Source organism: Phytobacter sp. MRY16-398, from assembly GCF_003925915.1.
Classification (GTDB): Bacteria; Pseudomonadota; Gammaproteobacteria; order Enterobacterales; family Enterobacteriaceae; genus Phytobacter; species Phytobacter diazotrophicus.
In genome coordinates this window covers 2,259,044-2,276,919 of sequence record NZ_AP018756.1, presented here as the reverse complement: position 1 = coordinate 2,276,919, position 17,876 = coordinate 2,259,044, and the positions used below count along the sequence as shown (strand labels likewise).

16 protein-coding genes are annotated in these 17,876 nt (G+C 53.3%); 7 read left to right on the top strand and 9 right to left on the bottom strand.

All coding sequences use genetic code 11. The features are described 5' to 3' along the window. The first annotated feature begins 5 nt into the window (after nucleotides 1-5). The 3 genes from potD to MRY16398_RS11100 all read left to right on the top strand — a co-directional run bounded on the left by potD (nucleotide 6) and on the right by MRY16398_RS11100 (nucleotide 2,368). Nucleotides 6-1,052 (top strand): spermidine/putrescine ABC transporter substrate-binding protein PotD, encoded by a 1,047-nt coding sequence (gene potD, locus MRY16398_RS11110; protein ID WP_110296042.1) that lies wholly within the window; start codon nucleotides 6-8, stop codon nucleotides 1,050-1,052. A 63-nt stretch (nucleotides 1,053-1,115) separates the two neighbouring features. Further along, on the top strand, nucleotides 1,116-1,577 hold the full coding sequence (locus MRY16398_RS11105; RefSeq protein WP_125124363.1) for a DUF3592 domain-containing protein: 462 nt from the start codon (nucleotides 1,116-1,118) through the stop codon (nucleotides 1,575-1,577). After that, complete coding sequence (locus MRY16398_RS11100) at nucleotides 1,574-2,368, top strand: TPM domain-containing protein (RefSeq protein ID WP_125124362.1); 795 nt, start codon at nucleotides 1,574-1,576, stop codon at nucleotides 2,366-2,368. The genes MRY16398_RS11105 and MRY16398_RS11100 overlap by 4 nt, the downstream gene beginning before the upstream one ends. Before the next feature lie 42 nt (nucleotides 2,369-2,410). On the opposite strand, the gene cobB is transcribed toward MRY16398_RS11100, so the two are convergent. From cobB to lolC, 5 genes are read right to left on the bottom strand one after another with little or no spacing between them, the layout of a single operon-like run. Next, nucleotides 2,411-3,232 carry a Sir2 family NAD+-dependent deacetylase gene (gene cobB / locus MRY16398_RS11095; RefSeq protein ID WP_041851702.1) on the bottom strand — a complete coding sequence of 274 codons (822 nt, stop codon included), beginning with the start codon at nucleotides 3,230-3,232 and terminating at the stop codon, nucleotides 2,411-2,413. Nucleotides 3,233-3,247: 15 nt separating this feature from the next. Further along, on the bottom strand, nucleotides 3,248-4,159 hold the full coding sequence (gene nagK / locus MRY16398_RS11090) for an N-acetylglucosamine kinase (RefSeq protein WP_125124361.1): 912 nt from the start codon (nucleotides 4,157-4,159) through the stop codon (nucleotides 3,248-3,250). A 22-nt stretch (nucleotides 4,160-4,181) separates the two neighbouring features. After that, a complete protein-coding gene (gene lolE / locus MRY16398_RS11085; RefSeq protein WP_125124360.1) occupies nucleotides 4,182-5,426 on the bottom strand; it encodes a lipoprotein-releasing ABC transporter permease subunit LolE in 1,245 nt (414 codons plus the stop codon). Then, nucleotides 5,426-6,127, bottom strand: a complete 702-nt coding sequence (gene lolD / locus MRY16398_RS11080) for a lipoprotein-releasing ABC transporter ATP-binding protein LolD (RefSeq protein WP_041851705.1) — start codon at nucleotides 6,125-6,127, stop codon at nucleotides 5,426-5,428. Before lolD ends, lolE begins: the two co-directional genes overlap by 1 nt. After that, complete coding sequence (lolC, locus tag MRY16398_RS11075) at nucleotides 6,120-7,319, bottom strand: lipoprotein-releasing ABC transporter permease subunit LolC (RefSeq protein WP_172600641.1); 1,200 nt, start codon at nucleotides 7,317-7,319, stop codon at nucleotides 6,120-6,122. The genes lolD and lolC overlap by 8 nt, the downstream gene beginning before the upstream one ends. Before the next feature lie 289 nt (nucleotides 7,320-7,608). Between lolC and MRY16398_RS11070 the strand changes: the two genes are divergently transcribed. The 3 genes from MRY16398_RS11070 to ldtC all read left to right on the top strand — a co-directional run bounded on the left by MRY16398_RS11070 (nucleotide 7,609) and on the right by ldtC (nucleotide 13,347). Further along, entirely contained in the window at nucleotides 7,609-8,682 is a 1,074-nt protein-coding gene (locus tag MRY16398_RS11070; protein ID WP_125124359.1) for an acyltransferase family protein, read from the top strand. A gap of 114 nt (nucleotides 8,683-8,796) precedes the next feature. Continuing rightward, nucleotides 8,797-12,243, top strand: a complete 3,447-nt coding sequence (mfd, locus tag MRY16398_RS11065) for a transcription-repair coupling factor (RefSeq protein WP_125124358.1) — start codon at nucleotides 8,797-8,799, stop codon at nucleotides 12,241-12,243. A 150-nt stretch (nucleotides 12,244-12,393) separates the two neighbouring features. Then, entirely contained in the window at nucleotides 12,394-13,347 is a 954-nt protein-coding gene (ldtC, locus tag MRY16398_RS11060; protein WP_125124357.1) for a L,D-transpeptidase LdtC, read from the top strand. 71 nt (nucleotides 13,348-13,418) lie between these two features. Here ldtC and bhsA read toward each other — a convergent pair whose 3' ends face one another. Next, entirely contained in the window at nucleotides 13,419-13,676 is a 258-nt protein-coding gene (gene bhsA, locus MRY16398_RS11055) for a multiple stress resistance protein BhsA (protein WP_041851709.1), read from the bottom strand. A 244-nt stretch (nucleotides 13,677-13,920) separates the two neighbouring features. Here bhsA and MRY16398_RS11050 point away from each other — a divergent pair, with 244 nt between their 5' ends. Further along, entirely contained in the window at nucleotides 13,921-14,553 is a 633-nt protein-coding gene (locus MRY16398_RS11050; protein WP_041851710.1) for a TetR/AcrR family transcriptional regulator, read from the top strand. A 466-nt stretch (nucleotides 14,554-15,019) separates the two neighbouring features. Here the strand turns inward: MRY16398_RS11050 and MRY16398_RS11045 are convergent, their stop codons facing one another. The 3 genes from MRY16398_RS11045 to ycfP all read right to left on the bottom strand — a co-directional run bounded on the left by MRY16398_RS11045 (nucleotide 15,020) and on the right by ycfP (nucleotide 17,873). After that, entirely contained in the window at nucleotides 15,020-15,559 is a 540-nt protein-coding gene (locus MRY16398_RS11045; RefSeq protein ID WP_041851711.1) for a glycine zipper 2TM domain-containing protein, read from the bottom strand. A gap of 195 nt (nucleotides 15,560-15,754) precedes the next feature. Continuing rightward, entirely contained in the window at nucleotides 15,755-17,059 is a 1,305-nt protein-coding gene (locus MRY16398_RS11040) for an NAD(P)/FAD-dependent oxidoreductase (protein WP_041851712.1), read from the bottom strand. Between the two features lie 271 nt (nucleotides 17,060-17,330). Beyond that, entirely contained in the window at nucleotides 17,331-17,873 is a 543-nt protein-coding gene (ycfP, locus tag MRY16398_RS11030) for an alpha/beta hydrolase YcfP (protein ID WP_041851713.1), read from the bottom strand. Between the last annotated feature and the right edge of the window lie 3 nt (nucleotides 17,874-17,876).

The window sequence follows — 17,876 nt, the reverse complement described above, 5'->3', positions numbered from 1 at the left end:
GTTAAATGAAAAAATGGTCACGCCACCTGCTTGCTGCGGGTGCTCTGGCACTGGGCATAAACGCCGCTCATGCGGATGACAGCAAGACGCTCTATTTCTACAACTGGACAGAATATGTGCCGCCAGGCCTGCTGGAACAGTTCACCAAAGAGACGGGCATTAAGGTTATCTATTCGACATATGAATCGAATGAAACCATGTATGCCAAGCTCAAAACCTATAAAGATGGTGCATACGACCTGGTGGTGCCCTCCACTTATTTTGTCGACAAAATGCGTAAAGAGGGCATGATCCAAAAGATCGATAAAACGCAGCTAACCAACTTCCATAATCTCGATCCGGAGATGCTGAACAAGCCGTTTGACCCGAATAACGACTACTCCATTCCGTATATCTGGGGTGCGACAGCCATAGGTATCAACAGCGAAGCGATTGATCCTAAAACGGTTACCCGTTGGGCAGACTTATGGAAGCCTGAGTATAAAGGCAGCCTGCTGCTAACGGATGATGCGCGCGAAGTCTTCCAGGTGGCGCTGCGTAAACTGGGGCTTTCCGGTAATACCACCGATCCGAAAGAGATTGAAGCGGCCTACAAAGAGCTGCAAAAATTGATGCCTAACGTGGCGGCGTTCAACTCCGATAATCCGGCGAACCCGTACATGGAAGGGGAAGTGAATCTCGGTATGGTGTGGAACGGTTCCGCGTATGTCGCCCGTCAGGCAGGCACGCCGTTGCAGGTAATTTGGCCGAAGGAAGGCGGTATCTTCTGGATGGACAGCCTTGCTATCCCTGCCAATGCCAAAAACAAAGCGGGCGCGCTTAAGCTTATCAACTTCCTGCTACGCCCGGAAATTGCAAAGCAGGTGGCGGAAACCATTGGCTATCCGACACCAAACCTCGCGGCCCGTAAACTGCTGAGCCCGGAAGTGGCAAATGATAAATCACTCTATCCGGATGCAGAGACCATCAGCAAAGGCGAATGGCAAAACGATGTCGGCAGCGCCAGCGCTATTTACGAAGAGTATTATCAGAAGCTGAAAGCAGGACGTTAAGTTTTGCATCCGGGCCGGGCGCGGATGCCCGGCCTCTTTTGCGCAGACAAAGGAAGGGTACGCATGCAGCAGGACGCGAAGGTTTTTCGCCGCATTTTTACCGCGCTGGGCGCCATACTGCTGCTCATCGCCGCAGCTATTGTTTACTCACAGTTTCGTGACGCCCGCGACGCCGTACATACTGATGGCCTGATCGTCGATACTGTCTGGCGCAACAACCACCCGAGTAGCGTCGGCAACAGCGGCGCCTGGTTCCCGGTGGTGGCTTTTCGCCCTACCCCGCAATATACCCTGGTTTTTGAATCCTCCATTGGCAGCGTTTTTTATGAACATAGCGAAGGCGATGCGGTTGGGGTGGCCTTCCCGCCGGGTCAGCCACATAAGGCGGAGATTAACAGCCTGTGGGTTAACGCCTTTGCCTGGGGGCTGTTTGCCATCGGCGGGGGTGTTTTCATCGCCGTCGCGCTGTTCTTAAGTGATTCCCCGCGCAAAAAGCGTCGGGCGAAACGGAGGGGGCGCAAATGAACAGGCTTTTAATTCTGCTCACGCTGCTCCTGCCGCTGGCGGCGCTCAGCGCCGCGCCGGTGCCAATAATGCGAACCCTTTTTACCGATGTCACCGGTACGGTGCCCGGCGCGGAGATGCTTACCCACAAAGCAGAACTGTTCCGCCAGCGCACCGGGATAGCACTCTATATTCTGGTGGTTCCCGCTATGAATGAGGCAAGCCTGCTGCGTGACGGCAAAAGAATGCTGGCGCGGGCAACGGCAAACCAGCCCGAGATGACGGGGAGCGTAATGATTGTGATTACCACCCAAAAGCCGCAGGTGCTGCTGGTCGGCAGCTATCAGGCGGCGCAGCAACTGCCGGACCATATATTGCGCTTGATGGTCGAGAACCAGACGCTGGCGTACTTTCATCGCGGCCTGATGTTCCAGGGGGTCAACACCGCGCTGGATGTGCTGGAAGCGGCGCTGACAAACCAGCCGACGCCGCCGCTGAGATGGTATCCGCCGCCGGAACAGAACGGGCCGGACAGCGTTGCCGGCAACAGCTTTGGTTTTATGGCCTGGGCCTGCGCCTGGATAGCCTTTATGATGCTTTTTAACTACACCAGCCGTTTTCGCTACGCGATGAAGTTCACCCTGGCAATGACCATCGGCAATATCGGCTGGCAGGCGTTTTGCCTGTGGTTGGCTAACCGGGCGGTGTCGGTTGCGAATATCTCCCTGGGGTGGGCGCTGATGATAGGCGTGGCAACGTTTTTCGCGGTATGGCTATGGACAAGGAAACGGCATAGCGCAGATAACCCCTAGCGCACCCGGGAAAACGCCCTCATTTTTTGAGAGAGACAGGCCTTACAGCCCTTTCAGCAGCTTCTCAACATATTCCGGCACCACTTCGCTGGCGAGGCCATAATGCTTCTCTTCAAACTCGCTGCCCACCTGGCTTGGTTCAAGATTTAACTCAACGGTATGCGCGCCGTGCAGTTTGGCCTCATGGACAAAACCAGCCGCCGGATAGACATGGCCGGAGGTACCAATAGCGATAAACACATCGGCCATTGCGAGCGCATGATAAATCTCATCCATCCCCAGCGGCATCTCACCAAACCAGACCACATGGGGGCGTAGCGGCGCGGGAAACTGGCAGCAATGGCATTTGTCTTCCGGGGTCACGTCCTGCGTCCACGTCAGCACCTGCCCGCTCTGCGAACAGCGCACTTTCAGCAATTCACCGTGCATATGGATGATATGGTGGTTTCCGGCGCGTTCGTGCAGGTTGTCTATATTCTGCGTCACCAGTAAAAAGCGATCGCCGAGGATATCTTCCAGCTTCGCCAGCGCCAGATGTGCCGGGTTGGGCGCAATCTCCGGTAACTGGAGCTGCTGGCGACGCGCATTATAGAAAGACTGCACCAGTTGTGGGTTGCGGGCAAAACCTTCTGGCGTCGCCACATCTTCCACATGGTGTTCTTCCCACAAACCGTCCGCGGCGCGGAAGGTGCGAATGCCTGATTCTGCGGAGATACCCGCCCCCGTTAGTACCACTACTCTCGGTTTTTCCATCACTTCCGGCACCACCTGGTCTCTGAAAAAGATCCGCTGGCGTAAGCGCTCACGCAAACGGCGTTTGTTACGGCGAAAACAGCTGAGACGATGTGACCGACGAGACTGCATATCATCCTCTCAGGATTAATCAGTAAGATGAAGGAAAGCGGCGCCACGCATGCCGCCTGCATCGCCGTGGCGAGCACGTTCAATGCGGGGTATCCGGGCTACCGGTAACAAGTGTGGCGGTAAACGCGCCGCCAGTAAGGACGTCAGGGCAGAGAAATTCGATAAGCCGCCACCGATAACCAGTAAATCCGGATCCACTATCGTCAGGATATTCCCAAGACACACCGCCAGCAAATCAGCATAGCGTTCAACATGGGCTTTCGCCTGCGCGTCGCCCTGCTCCCAACGTGCGATGATTTCCGGGGAGGACAATGATTGATGGTAGTAATGTTGGTACAGCCAGGCAAAGCCGCGCCCGGACAGATAATTTTCGATACAGCCCAGTTTGCCACAGCCACAGCGCGTCAGCGGAAAATCAAAGCCCATTAGCGCCATCGCATCAACTGGCAGGCGAATATGACCAAACTCACCGGTAATATAGCTGCGGCCCTTAAGCGTCTGGCCGTTGGCGACAATGCCACCGCCAACGCCAGTGCCCAGGATAAGGCCCATTACAATCGGGTATTGGCGAAATTCATCATCCCAGGCTTCGGAAAGGGCAAAACAGTTGGCGTCATTATCAAGGCGGACATCACGCGCGAGCCTTACGCTCAAATCTTTGCGCAGTGGACGACCACTGGCGGCAGGCACATTGGCAGCATAGAGGGTGCCATCGGCGGTTTCCGGCATACCCGGAATACCAATGCCGACACTGCCCTGGCCGCCGAAGCGCGCATCGGCTTCGGCTACCAGTTGAGCAATTGTCGTTAAAAACGTCTCGTAACTGTCTTTCGGTGTGACGACGCGCTTTTCCCATTGCAAACGTCGGGTATCATCAAATACCCCCAGCGCTATCTTGCTTCCGCCGATATCAAATCCGTAATACATCGCCTCTCCTTTGTGCTTCTTATTATTGTCCGCTCAATACCCTCGCCGGATCGATATTGCTTGCCCGGCGCGCCGGATACCAGCTTGCCAACAGACTCAGCACCAGAGCGGTGACCAGCACATACACCACATCCAGTGCGTGCAGCTCCGACGGTAGAAAATCAATAAAGTAGATATCGCCGGATAAAAATTGGTGACCAATCATCTTCTCAATCACGCGGATGATCGCGGTCAGTTGCAGTGATGCTACCACGCCGATCACCGCACCGATCACACTGCCCAGCAGGCCTGCCAGCAGCCCGTACCAGACGAAGATAGCCCTGATCAGGCCATCTTTTGCCCCTAATGTACGTAGCACGGCGATATCACTGCTCTTATCTTTTACCGCCATCACCAGCGTGGAGACAATATTAAAACAGGCGACACCGATCACCAGCACCATCGCCAGATACATAATGGCGCGGATCATCTGAATATCGCGATACATATAGCCGTATTTACCGATCCAGCTTTTAATATAGACATAGCTGTTGGTGACTTCACCGGCGTTACGCACCAGCGTGTTCGCGTTAAAGACGTCCTTCACCTTGATAGCAATGCCCGTAACGCTGCTGCCCATATCCAGATACTGCTGCGCGTCTTCCATGGGGATCATCGCAAACGCATGGTCGAGTTGCCCGCTCAATTGCAATACACCAGTGACATGCAGTCTGACGCGTTTTGGCTGTAGCAGTTTGTGGTCGGTGTCGGAATTAGGGATCATTATCGATACCCAATCGCCCTGTTTCACGTTCAGCGCATCGGCGACACCCTTACCAAGGATAATCCGCTGCTCACCGGGTTTAAAATTGCGCCAGGCATCGGCCTGCACAAAATTCGGTAATGCGCTCAGACGGGACTCCTGCTCAGGGTTTACCCCCTTCACCTGAATCGCTCGCAAATTGGTGCCGCTCTCCACAAGCCCGGTGAAATTAATATAAGGTGCGGCGGCGACAATGCCCGGCACTTTTTCCACTTTTGCCAGCGCGTCGTTCCAGTTATTCCACGGCTGATTCACCGGCTCGATTTCGCCATGGGGCACCACCGCCAGAATACGATTATTGAGCTCGCGTTCGAAGCCGTTCATTGCGCTGAGCCCGACGATCAACACCGCAACGCCAAGCGAAATCCCCACGGTGGAGATGACGGAAATCAGCGACACCATGCCGCTGCGGCGGCGACCACGGCTAAAACGCAGGCCAATCAGTAATGACAGGGGAGACGCCATCACTCAGCCCCCATCAGGGTCATTTCTGTGCTCAGGCGGCCGTCGCGCATCTCCAACTGGCGGCTCATTCGTTTCGCCAGTTGCAGATCATGTGTGACCACCAGGAACGCGGTGCCCTGCGACGCATTCAATTCCCCCAACAACTGGAAGATACTGTCCGCATTACGGGCATCCAGGTTGCCGGTCGGTTCGTCCGCCAGCACCAGACGTGGGTTATTGACCAGCGCACGAGCAATCGCCACGCGCTGACGCTCACCGCCAGACAGCTCTGAGGGGCGATGGCTGGCGCGATGCTCAAGCCCAACCGCTCGCAGCATTTCCCGCGCCCGGACATCAATTTCTGCCGCTTTATGCTTACCAATCAGCAGCGGCATCGCGACGTTTTCCAGCGCGGTAAAATCGGGCAGCAGGTGATGAAACTGATAGATAAAGCCCAGTTCGCGGTTGCGTAGCTCCGCTTTCGCCGCAGAGGAGAGTTTGCTCAGTTGTTGGTTATCGAAGGTCACTTCGCCGGAGGTGGGCGTGTCCAGCCCGCCTAACAGATGCAGGAGCGTACTTTTCCCGGAACCGGAGCTGCCGACAATCGCCATCAGCTCACCCTCACCCACGCTAAAGCTTACATCGTGCAACACATCGGTTTGCACTTTCCCTTCCTGATAGCGTTTGCACAGGTGGTCGCATTGCAACAGGATCTTATTCATAACGTAAAGCCTCAGCGGGTTGGGTGGCGGCAGCGCGCCAGGAAGGATAAAGCGTAGACAGCAACGCGATGGCCATGGCCACCAGCGCAATAACAACTACCTGTAACGGTTCGATGGCTACCGGCAGCGCAGCGCCATCAAGAAACGCACCGATGACCGGCATCAGATTATTCAACTGGCTGGCCAGCAGTGCGCCAAGCCCGGCCCCCAGCAGCGCACCAATGATGCCCGCACTGGCACCCTGCACCATAAAGACCGCCATGATCTGGCGCGGGGTCAGCCCCTGAGTTTGCAGGATCGCCACCTCGCCCTGTTTTTCCATCACCATCAGGCCAAGGGAGGTAATGATATTAAAGGCCGCCACCGCAATAATCAGGCTTAACAGCAGCCCCATCATGTTTTTCTCCATACGTACGGCCTGGAATAATTCGCCTTTCCGCTCGCGCCAGTCTTGCCATTTGGTTCCTTGCGGCAGCGTTTGCTGGCTCAGAACATCAACCTGCAACGGTGCATCCAGCCATAAACGCCAACCGGTAATATTGCCTGCGGGGTAACGCATCAGACGGGACGCATCCTGAATATTGACCAGCATCTGATAGTCATCGACTTCACTGCTGGCGGCAAAGGTCCCGACAACGGTAAACAGACGCTGGCTGGGTAAACGCCCCATCGGGGTGAACTGGCTGGCGGACGGCACCATGACGCGAATCTGATCACCACGATTGACGCCTAATTGCCCGGCCAGCCCTTCACCGAGGATCACGTTGTACTGCCCGGCTTCCAGCGAAGATTGCTGCACGTTGACCAGGTACGGGGTCAGCGGATCTGTTTGCGCCGGGTCGATACCCAACATGACACCCACGGCCACGCTGCGCGCACTTTGCAGAACAACATCACCGGTACTCAGCGGCGCAATGCGATTGACACCCTGCAATTTGAGCCCATTGGCCGGCAATTGTTCAGGATTGATAGAGCCGTTTTGCGCGGTGATGACGGCCTGCGGCATCAGCCCCAGGATGTTGTTTTGCAGTTCGCGCTCAAAGCCATTCATGACCGACAGCACGGTCACCAGCGCCATTACGCCAAGCGTAATGCCAATGGTCGACAGCCAGGAAACGAAACGACCGAAGCGGTCGGCTGCGCGCCCACGCATATAGCGCAGGCCGATAAAGAGAGTGACAGGCTGGTACATGAAATCCGTCTGGTTGCTGTTAGCAGACTCCGAAGTATATAAGCGAAAGCGTAGAGCGTAAATGAGTGAAACGGTAAGCGGACATCTCAGAGGGCAGGAAAAAATCCGATAAATCAAATTGCTAGTTGCGCGACTTTTACGCATTTCGCCTCCCGTAGAGAGATCCTTTTTCCACGCGCCCTCTGATATTTATCCGAAAAAGGAGGAAATACAGACTGTTTACCGTTACACCCCACGGCGACGCCATCAGGATAAACGCCGAATTTTGTAATAGAAACGGCGAAAGACGATGAAAAAAAAGACTCTATGGATTAATCAAATCAAGGGATTATGTATCTGCCTGGTGGTCATCTATCACTCAGTCATTACGTTTTACCCGCACCTCACCACATTTGGTCACGCGTGGTCGGAAACGCTCGCAAAGTGCTGGATCTACTTTAATCTTTACCTTGCCCCCTTCCGCATGCCCGTGTTCTTTTTTCTCTCTGGCTACCTGATTCGACGCTACATTGATGAGGTGCCATGGAAGGAGGCGATCGACAAGCGTATCTGGAGTATCTTTTATGTGCTTGTCATCTGGGGTGTGCTGCAGTGGCTGGCGCTCAGCCATATTAATGACTGGCTGGCACCCACGCGCGATTTAAGCAATGCGTCCAACGCTGCCTATGCGGATACACCCTCAGACTTTATCCAGGAAATGCTCACCGCCAGTACCAGCCTGTGGTATCTCTACGCGCTGGTTGTCTATTTTATTCTGTGTAAATTGTTGAGCCGCTGGTCGCTTGCAGCACTGGTCGCCATGACACTGCTGAGCGTGGCGATTAACTTTTTGCCCTCGCCCTGGTGGGGTATGAATAGCGTAATGCGCAACATGATCTACTACAGCCTGGGGGCATGGTTTGGCGGCGCTATTATGGATGCGATTAAACGCCTCTCTTTTCGCCGCTACGCCATCATGCTGGCAGTGGCGTTACTTGCTGCGGTGGCGCTATGGTTTTTAAATGTGCCCTTACCCTTGAGCTTGCTGTCGATCGTGCTGATTTTGCGTCTGTTCCGCGCGCTGGAAGAGCGCGTTGGCTCACGCGAAAACGCACTGCTGAATATCGTGGGCAGCAATACGCTTGCCATCTACACCACGCATCGCATTCTGATTGAAGCGCTCAGCCTTGCGTTGTTGACCCCGATGAATGCCGGGCGCTGGTCGCCTGCTTTCGAGCTCACCATCGTCTTGCTCTATCCGTTCTGTAGCCTCGCTATCTGTACGCTGGTTGGCTTGTGTATACGGAAAATCTCTTCGGCAATCTTTGCCGATCTGCTTTTCACCCCGCCAGCCAGGCTGGCCTCACCTCTGCAGGCACGATAAGCGCATGTGTTGAGGTTGGCGAATAGTGCACAATCGCGGATAATAAAGGGATTGCGTATCAGTGATATGCCCCCATAACAAGGGGCATATCCATAAGAGACCCAGACCCTATCTATGCCTGAACAATACCGTTATTCTCTGCCCGCCAAAGCTGGCGAGCAGCGCCAGCTTGGCGAACTGACTGGCGCAGCCTGCGCCACCGAAGTCGCGGAAATCATTGAGCGCCATAAAGGTCCGGTGGTATTGATTGCGCCGGATATGCAAAATGCCCTGCGTCTGCATGACGAAATTACCCAGTTTACCGACAACCTGGTGATGAATCTTGCTGACTGGGAGACACTGCCGTATGACAGTTTCTCGCCGCATCAGGAAATTATCTCCTCCCGTCTCTCCACGCTCTACCAGTTGCCCTCTATGCAGCGTGGTGTGCTGATTGTAGCGGTGAATACCTTGATGCAGCGCGTCTGCCCGCATAGCTATTTGCACGGTCACGCGTTGGTCATGAAAAAAGGTCAGCGTCTGTCCCGTGACGCGCTGCGCGCACAACTGGACAGCGCAGGGTATCGCCACGTTGATCAGGTTATGGAGCACGGCGAGTACGCGACTCGCGGGGCGCTACTGGATCTCTTCCCGATGGGCAGCGCACAACCTTATCGCCTTGATTTCTTTGATGATGAAATTGACAGTCTTCGCCTGTTCGATGCGGACAGCCAGCGTACGCTGGAAGAGGTTGAAGCCATCAATTTACTGCCTGCTCACGAATTCCCGACGGATAAGACCGCCATCGAACTGTTTCGCAGCCAGTGGCGAGATAAGTTTGACGTCAAGCGCGATGCCGAACATATCTATCAACAGGTGAGCAAAGGCACTTTGCCAACCGGCATTGAATACTGGCAGCCACTGTTTTTCAGTGAGCCTTTGCCGTCGTTGTTTAGCTATTTGCCGGACAATACGCTACTGGTGAACACGGGTGACCTTGAAAACAGCGCTGAGCGCTTTAGCCAGGAGACCCAGGCGCGCTTCGAAAACCGCGGCGTGGACCCCATGCGCCCTCTGCTGGCGCCGGAATTACTGTGGCTGCGGGTTGATGAACTGTTCAGCGAACTCAAGCGCTGGCCGCGCGTGCAGCTCAAAACCGAAAACCTGGCAGACAAAACCGCCAATGTGAACCTCGGTTACCGGACATTGCCGGATCTGGCCGTTCAGGCACAGCAAAAGTCGCCGCTGGATAATTTACGCAAATTCCTCGAATCCTTTACCGGTCCGGTCGTCTTTTCGGTTGAGAGCGAGGGGCGTCGCGAAGCGCTGGGAGAACTCCTCTCACGCATCAAAGTGGCGCCGAAGCGCATTACCCGGCTGGATGACGCGCAAGATACAGGGCGCTATCTGATCATTGGCTCCGCAGAACATGGCTTTATCGACACGCTACGTAACCGGGCGCTGATTTGCGAAAGCGATCTGCTGGGCGAGCGCGTTGCCCGCCGTCGCCAGGATACACGCCGCACGATTAACCCCGATACGCTGATCCGCAACCTCGCTGAACTGCACCCTGGCCAGCCGGTGGTGCATCTGGAACATGGGGTTGGACGCTATGCGGGAATGACCACGCTTGAAGCGGGCGGCATAAAAGGCGAATACCTGATGCTGACCTATGCCGGGGATGCCAAACTGTACGTGCCGGTCTCGTCGTTGCATCTGATTAGCCGCTATGCCGGGGGTGCCGAGGAGAACGCGCCGCTGCATAAACTGGGCGGCGATGCATGGGCCCGTGCGCGGCAGAAAGCGGCAGAAAAAGTCCGGGATGTGGCGGCGGAGTTGCTGGATATCTATGCCCAACGCGCCGCGAAGTCCGGCTTTGCATTTAAACACGATCGCGAACAATATCAGCTTTTCTGCGACAGCTTCCCGTTTGAAACCACGCCAGACCAGGCGCAAGCCATTAACGCGGTGTTAAGTGACATGTGCCAGCCACTGGCCATGGACCGCCTGGTGTGTGGCGATGTCGGCTTCGGTAAAACCGAAGTGGCAATGCGTGCCGCCTTCCTCGCCGTCGAAAACAACAAGCAGGTGGCGGTGTTGGTGCCAACCACCCTGCTCGCCCAGCAGCATTTCGACAACTTCCGCGATCGCTTCGCCAACTGGCCGGTGCGGGTGGAGATGCTCTCACGTTTTCGTAGCGCGAAAGAACAGACACAAGTGCTGGAGCAGGCGGCTGAGGGCAAGATTGATATTCTTATCGGCACCCATAAGCTGCTGCAAAACGATGTGAAGTGGAAAGATCTGGGACTGCTGATCGTCGATGAAGAACACCGCTTCGGCGTGCGTCATAAAGAGCGGATTAAAGCGATGCGTGCCGACGTAGATATCCTCACGCTAACCGCAACACCCATTCCGCGTACACTCAATATGGCCATGAGCGGTATGCGCGATCTGTCGATCATTGCCACCCCGCCTGCGCGCCGCCTGGCAGTAAAAACCTTCGTTCGCGAATACGACAGTCTGGTAGTGCGCGAGGCAATACTGCGTGAAGTCCTGCGTGGTGGGCAGGTCTACTACCTTTATAACGATGTCGAAAATATTCAGAAAGCCGCCGACAGACTGGCGGAACTGGTTCCGGAAGCGCGCATCGCCATCGGACACGGGCAGATGCGTGAGCGCGAACTGGAACGGGTAATGAATGATTTCCACCACCAGCGTTTTAATGTGCTGGTGTGTACCACGATAATCGAGACCGGGATCGACATTCCTACCGCGAATACAATCATTATTGAACGTGCCGATCACTTTGGCCTGGCGCAGCTCCACCAGTTACGTGGCCGCGTGGGACGTTCGCACCATCAGGCCTATGCCTGGCTGCTGACGCCGCATCCGAAAGCGATGACCACCGATGCGCAAAAGCGTCTCGAAGCGATTGCCTCGCTGGAAGATTTAGGGGCGGGTTTCGCGCTGGCGACCCACGATCTGGAAATCCGTGGGGCTGGCGAACTGCTGGGCGAAGATCAGAGCGGTTCAATGGAGACCATCGGCTTTTCACTGTATATGGAGCTGCTGGAAAATGCGGTCGATGCGCTCAAAGCCGGGCGAGAGCCATCGCTCGAAGATCTCACCAGCCAGCAAACAGAAGTCGAACTGCGCATGCCTTCCCTGCTGCCGGATGATTTTATTCCCGACGTCAATACTCGTCTCTCTTTCTACAAGCGCATTGCCAGTGCGAAGAGTGAAAATGAGCTCGATGAAATTAAAGTGGAACTGATCGACCGTTTTGGTCTGCTGCCTGACGCCGCGCGAAACCTGCTTGATATTGCGCGGCTGCGTCAACAGGCCCAGAAATTGGGGATTCGTAAGCTTGAAGGGAATGAAAAAGGCGGCACGATTGAGTTCAATGAAAAAAACCATGTCAATCCCGCATGGCTTATCGGCCTGCTGCAAAAGCAGCCTAAACATTTCCGCCTCGATGGCCCGACACGCCTGAAGTTCTTCCAGGAGCTGACGGAACGCAAAACCCGCATGGAGTGGGTACGCAACTTCATGCAGCAGCTTGAAGAAAACGCGATGGCATAGTGTTCCGCGGGCCAGTTATCACCACTGGCCCGCTTTTTTGAAATATTTACAAACACTTTGCACTCTTCCAGGACTTCCCGACATTCCTTCCCACCATAATTTCATTACCTGTGTCTACAAATAAGCTTATCAATTACATGGATTATGGTAATGATTAATAATTCCCGTTTTGTCCTCTGGGCGGTTTTCCTCGCCGCCACGCTCGTTTTACCCGCGAAGGCGAATACCTGGCCTTTACCCCCCACCGGTAGCCGGGTGGTCGGGGAAAACCGGTATCACGTGGTAGAAAATGATGGCGGTTCGCTGGAGGCGATTGCCAAAAAGTACAATGTCGGTTTCCTGGCCCTGTTGCAGGCGAACCCTGGCGTCGATCCGTATGTCCCTCGCGCAGGTAATGTACTGACTATCCCGTTACAAACACTGTTACCCGACGTGCCGCGAGAAGGTATCGTCATCAATCTGGCCGAGCTACGTCTCTATTATTATCCGCCGGGTAAAAACGAAGTGACCGTCTACCCTATCGGAATAGGGCAACTGGGTGGAGATACCCTAACGCCTACCATGGTGACAACCGTTTCTGATAAACGGGCTAATCCTACCTGGACACCAACGGCCAACATTCGCGCACGTTATAAAGCCCAGGGAATAGATTTACCGGCAGTCGTTCCGGCCGGGCCGGAAAACCCGATGGGCCACCATGCCATTCGCCTTGCTGCGTACGGTGGTGTCTACCTCATTCATGGGACCAACGCTGATTTTGGCATAGGCATGCGCGTCAGCTCCGGATGTATTCGTCTGCGTGATAACGACATCGCCACATTGTTTAGCGTTATCAAACCCGGTACGCGCGTGAATATTATCAACACGCCGATAAAAGCCTCGGTTGAACCTGACGGCACACGCCTGGTGGAAGTGCATCAACCGCTGTCAAAATCCATTGACGACGACCCGAAGACATTGCCGATTGTGCTTAATGCCACTATGCAGACTTTCAAAGATTCGCCACAAAGCGCAAACGATGTGTTTGAACGCGCAATGGAAGTGCGCTCTGGTATGCCGGTGGATGTCACTCTCCATGACAGCGTGCTACAACAATCCCTTTAATTTCCGTAGAGCAAAAAAAAGGCCTCGCAATTGCGAGGCCTTTTTTATGAGGGTTAATTCAGTGGCTTAACTTATTTGTACAGTACTGCGGTGCCGTGCAGAGTATCGGAACCGGTCACAGAGGTGATACGGAAAGATTTTGCACCCATCTCATCGGCTTTTTGTGCCAGTTGATCTTCAACAGAAGAGAGGTTAGCACCCGCAGAAGCACCAATAACAGCGACTTCCTGTTGGCCTGCCGGTGCGTTTTGAACTTCAACGGCAGCGAAGCTTGCAAAAGAGAGTGAGCTCAGTACGGCAGCGGCGATCAGAGTTTTAACGTTTTTCATGATTTTGTTCCTGTAGCAGATGAAAGTAGCGTCGTAAGCATTTACTTAACGATCGATAGACAAATCATAAGTGTGATCTATATCACTCGTCAATGCATTTTAATAACGAACGTTAATTAAATTAACAAATCCATATTTATCATATAGATAGAATTTATTAATTTGTGCTATTTTGCCTCTGGTGTCTGACAGCATTTATTTTTATAATGATTGTTCAACAAACCAACAAAGGTTGAACGGCACTATGACCAGTGAAGTCACTTGTATGAAAAAAAGCCGTGGCCGACCGAAAGTGTTCGACAGGGAAGTGGCGCTTGATAAGGCCATGGCATTATTCTGGCAGCATGGCTACGAAGCCACGTCATTATCAGATCTCGTAGAGGCAACGGGCGCGAAAGCACCGACGCTGTATGCGGAATTTACGAATAAAGAAGGCCTGTTCCGTGCAGTGCTGGATCGCTACATCTCGCTTTTTGCAGCAAAACATGAAGCCCAGTTGTTATGCGACGATAAACCGCTGGGGCAAGCGTTAAAAGATTACTTCACGGCGGTGGCACACTGCTTTACCAGCACTGAAACCCCGGCGGGCTGTTTTCTGATCAACACCTCCGCGACGCTGGCCGCCTCTTCGCAGGCAATTGCGCAGACCATTAAGTCACGCCATGCGCAGCAGGAACAACTGTTGCTCAAGTTTTTGCTACAACGTCAGCAACGGGGGGAAATCCCCGCTCACGCGGATGTTCAGGAACTGGCGCAGTTTTTAAGCTGTGTGCTGCAGGGCATGTCTATCAGCGCCCGTGAAGGCGCAAGTTGTGAGAAATTGCTGCAAATTTCCGCTACCACTCTGCGTTTATGGCCCCAGTTGACCACATCCTGATTTGCCCTCCTTAGCAATAATTATCGTTTTCACCTATTATATTAATAGGTGAAAACAGCATGTCGTTTTTGCCGCTTTGCTAATATTAAACAGGAATTATTTCGCTGCTAACCATTAGTCGTAAAAGAACCATAAACGTCAGGATGACGACATAAGCGAATTTATTGTTCTAACCCTACGCTATCTTATTGTATATACGGAATTTATGTACTTTGGCTGACTATTCACATTCAGAAGGAAAATGGAAATGATTTTGCTATTACCATTACTTAAAGTGCTAATAGTAATAACATTGTTATTCGGGCTCTGGGTTGTATGTGGTGGTTCGGTTTTATTCGCGTTCATCTCTGTGGTCATTACCGGCTTTCTGCTCTATCGCCAGCACGATCTTATCTGAATCTTCGGCCTGTAAAAAAGGCTCCTCAGCCTGAGCAATTGAGGAGCCAATGGGTACAGTACTGCTATTTTAGGCTTTGTTATTCAAAATAAGCTGACCGTTGTCATCCAGTGGGATCTGGGTTCCAGGGTCTTTATCCATGCGGATCTTCCCTTGCTGGTCGCCAATTTTGTAAGTGACGTCATACCCCAGCATTTTTTCCGATTTGTCATACACCGTTTTACAACGTTGCTCAGTGGTGGTGTATGTATCTCTTGCCTGCATCTCGCCCTGGACCTGGTTCCCGGCGTAGCCACCACCCAGCGCGCCGACGACCGTGGCGACATCGCGACCACGCCCCCCGCCGAACTGATGACCGATAACCCCACCGGCAACAGCACCCAGTACAGAACCGGTCAGGCGATTTTCATCCTGCACCGGACGACGATGCGTCATCGTGACATTACGACACTCCTGACGCGGTGTTTTGATGGATTCTTTGATTGGCGTGGCGGAAACCACCTGCGCATACTGCGGCCCGCGATTGAAGACATTCATACTTGCAACCGCTGCGACACCCAGAGCAGCGGCCACGCCAATACCGATACCCGCTAACATTGATTTATTCACAGGATTTCCTCCCTGGTTTGCTATTCGTAACAATTTTGCAACTTGGGAGTGTACGAAGCCAATCGGAATGAGAGGAAAAAAGGAGAGATTAGGGAGAATCCAGCATGATTCGGAGTTATCCGAGCATATACTGACTGTATGACAGAAGGATGTACTGCTCCCCTGCAACGCTATGCAGGAGAGCAGTCAGGCAAATTAATGCAATTTCAGGCGGGGACGGATCACACGGTTAATGCTGCCGACCAGCATCATTAACCCCGTCTTGAAGTAACCATGCAGCGCAATCTGATGCATGCGGTACAGTGAGATATAAACAAAGCGTGCAATACGCCCTTCAATCATCATGGACCCACGCATCAGGTTACCCATCAGGCTCCCCACGGTCGAGAAGTTGGAAAGTGAAACCAACGAACCGTGATCTTTATAGACATAGGACTTCGTCGGTTTACCTTTCATTTGCGCCAGGATGTTGTGCAGCGCGAGGCTGGCCATCTGGTGTGCAGCCTGAGCGCGCGGTGGCACAAAGCCCCCTTCCGGACGCGCGCATGAAGCACAGTCGCCAATGGCATAAATGTCCGCATCACGGGTAGTTTGCAGTGTCGGCTCAACGACTAACTGGTTAATACGGTTCGTTTCCAGGCCGCCTATCTCTTTCATAAAGTCCGGCGCTTTGATACCCGCCGCCCAAACCATCAGGTCGGCTTTGATGTATTCACCGTCTTTAGTATGAAGACCGCCTTCATCGGCGCTGGTAACCATAGTTTTAGTCAGAACACGCACGCCCATTTTGGTCAGCTCATTATGCGCAGCTCCGGAAATACGCGGCGGCAACGCAGGCAAAATACGCTCCCCCGCTTCCACCAGCGTCACGTTCAGCGCTTCATTGGTCAGACCTTTATAGCCATAGCTATGTAACTGTTTTACCGCGTTATGTAATTCGGCAGAGAGCTCTACTCCCGTTGCACCACCACCGACGATAGCGATGTTCACTTTGCCGTTTGCCCCGAGGCTGGCAGAGTATTTCAGGAACAGGTTCAGCATCTCCTGGTGGAAACGGCGTGCCTGATGCGGGTTATCGAGGAAAATGCAGTGCTCTTTCACGCCAGGGGTGTTGAAGTCATTCGAAGTACTGCCTAACGCCATTACCAGCGTGTCGTACGCCAGCTTACGTTCAGGCACCAGCAGTTCGCCTTTCTCGTCACGCAACTCTGCCAGAGTGATGGTCTTCGCTTCGCGATTGATATCAACCACCGAGCCCAACTGGAACTGGAAATGGTGATTACGCGCATGCGCCAGGTAGCTCAGCGCATCAACGCCTTCATCCAGCGACCCTGTTGCCACTTCGTGCAACAGCGGTTTCCACAGGTGGCTGTGGTTGCGATCCACCAGCGTCACCTTCGCTTTTTTACCGCGGCCCAATTTTTTACCCAACTGTGTCGCCAGTTCAAGCCCGCCAGCACCACCGCCAACAATCACAATTTTCTTCAATGGTGTAGTCAACGTGACCCCCTCAAAATTATTAACCAATTGTTAATTAAAAGTTATAAATATAACTCTTAATTAACAACAAGTTACATCATGAAAACCAAATGATGTCAGTGAGAATAACATGAACGGTGCATTGGTCATACCAAAATTGATATGCATCAAGTTTTGATGCCTAAAAGATGAACAAGTGTAGTTGCTATGAAACAAACTGGGCGAAAACGTGCGCTAAAACATGGGGGCAAAGGCAGCAAAACAAAGCCCGACGAGTGTCGGGCTGAGGGGATTAACCGAGTGTTTTAAAAGCTTTAATTCGCTGCAGGTGCGGCGAGATATTTTTAAACTTGTGCGTCTGTTCTTCGTCCCAGACAATTTCATAGTAATGGTGCAGAACGTCCGATGAACGCTGGCTGTCCAGCGCTTCATCACGGCGAGAAAGGATAGCCAGACAGCGATCGCGATTTTTCTCGCGAAAGTTCGACACACACTTGGTGGCAATGTCGAGGTACTCTTCCGGCCGGTCGATCTTGCCTTCCATGTTCTCAAACGGGAACAAATTAGGGTTGAACATAACCTGCCGAATGTCGCACAGGAAACCAATGCGCTCCGCCCAGTATCCTCCCAGCCCCACGCCGCAAATGAGCGGCCGTTCATCCACGTTTAGCTGCAGCATTTTGTCCACCTCTTTTAACAAATGCTGCATATCATGCTTCGGATGACGCGTGCTGTAACTGATCAACCTGACGTCCGGATCGATAAATTGCAGCTGCAACACCTTCTCATGATTTCCAGGACTGTTTGAGTCAAAACCGTGCAAATAGATGATCATTGT

Coding starts and splice junctions, on each gene's coding strand:
- lolD (WP_041851705.1), bottom strand. CDS start 6,127: ATGAATAAGATCCTGTTGCAATGCGACCACCTGTGCAAACGCTATCAG.
- potD (WP_110296042.1), top strand. CDS start 6: ATGAAAAAATGGTCACGCCACCTGCTTGCTGCGGGTGCTCTGGCACTG.
- mfd (WP_125124358.1), top strand. CDS start 8,797: ATGCCTGAACAATACCGTTATTCTCTGCCCGCCAAAGCTGGCGAGCAG.
- MRY16398_RS11100 (WP_125124362.1), top strand. CDS start 1,574: ATGAACAGGCTTTTAATTCTGCTCACGCTGCTCCTGCCGCTGGCGGCG.
- lolC (WP_172600641.1), bottom strand. CDS start 7,319: ATGTACCAGCCTGTCACTCTCTTTATCGGCCTGCGCTATATGCGTGGG.
- bhsA (WP_041851709.1), bottom strand. CDS start 13,676: ATGAAAAACGTTAAAACTCTGATCGCCGCTGCCGTACTGAGCTCACTC.
- cobB (WP_041851702.1), bottom strand. CDS start 3,232: ATGCAGTCTCGTCGGTCACATCGTCTCAGCTGTTTTCGCCGTAACAAA.
- ldtC (WP_125124357.1), top strand. CDS start 12,394: ATGATTAATAATTCCCGTTTTGTCCTCTGGGCGGTTTTCCTCGCCGCC.
- MRY16398_RS11050 (WP_041851710.1), top strand. CDS start 13,921: ATGACCAGTGAAGTCACTTGTATGAAAAAAAGCCGTGGCCGACCGAAA.
- MRY16398_RS11070 (WP_125124359.1), top strand. CDS start 7,609: ATGAAAAAAAAGACTCTATGGATTAATCAAATCAAGGGATTATGTATC.
- lolE (WP_125124360.1), bottom strand. CDS start 5,426: ATGGCGTCTCCCCTGTCATTACTGATTGGCCTGCGTTTTAGCCGTGGT.
- MRY16398_RS11105 (WP_125124363.1), top strand. CDS start 1,116: ATGCAGCAGGACGCGAAGGTTTTTCGCCGCATTTTTACCGCGCTGGGC.
- nagK (WP_125124361.1), bottom strand. CDS start 4,159: ATGTATTACGGATTTGATATCGGCGGAAGCAAGATAGCGCTGGGGGTA.
- ycfP (WP_041851713.1), bottom strand. CDS start 17,873: ATGATCATCTATTTGCACGGTTTTGACTCAAACAGTCCTGGAAATCAT.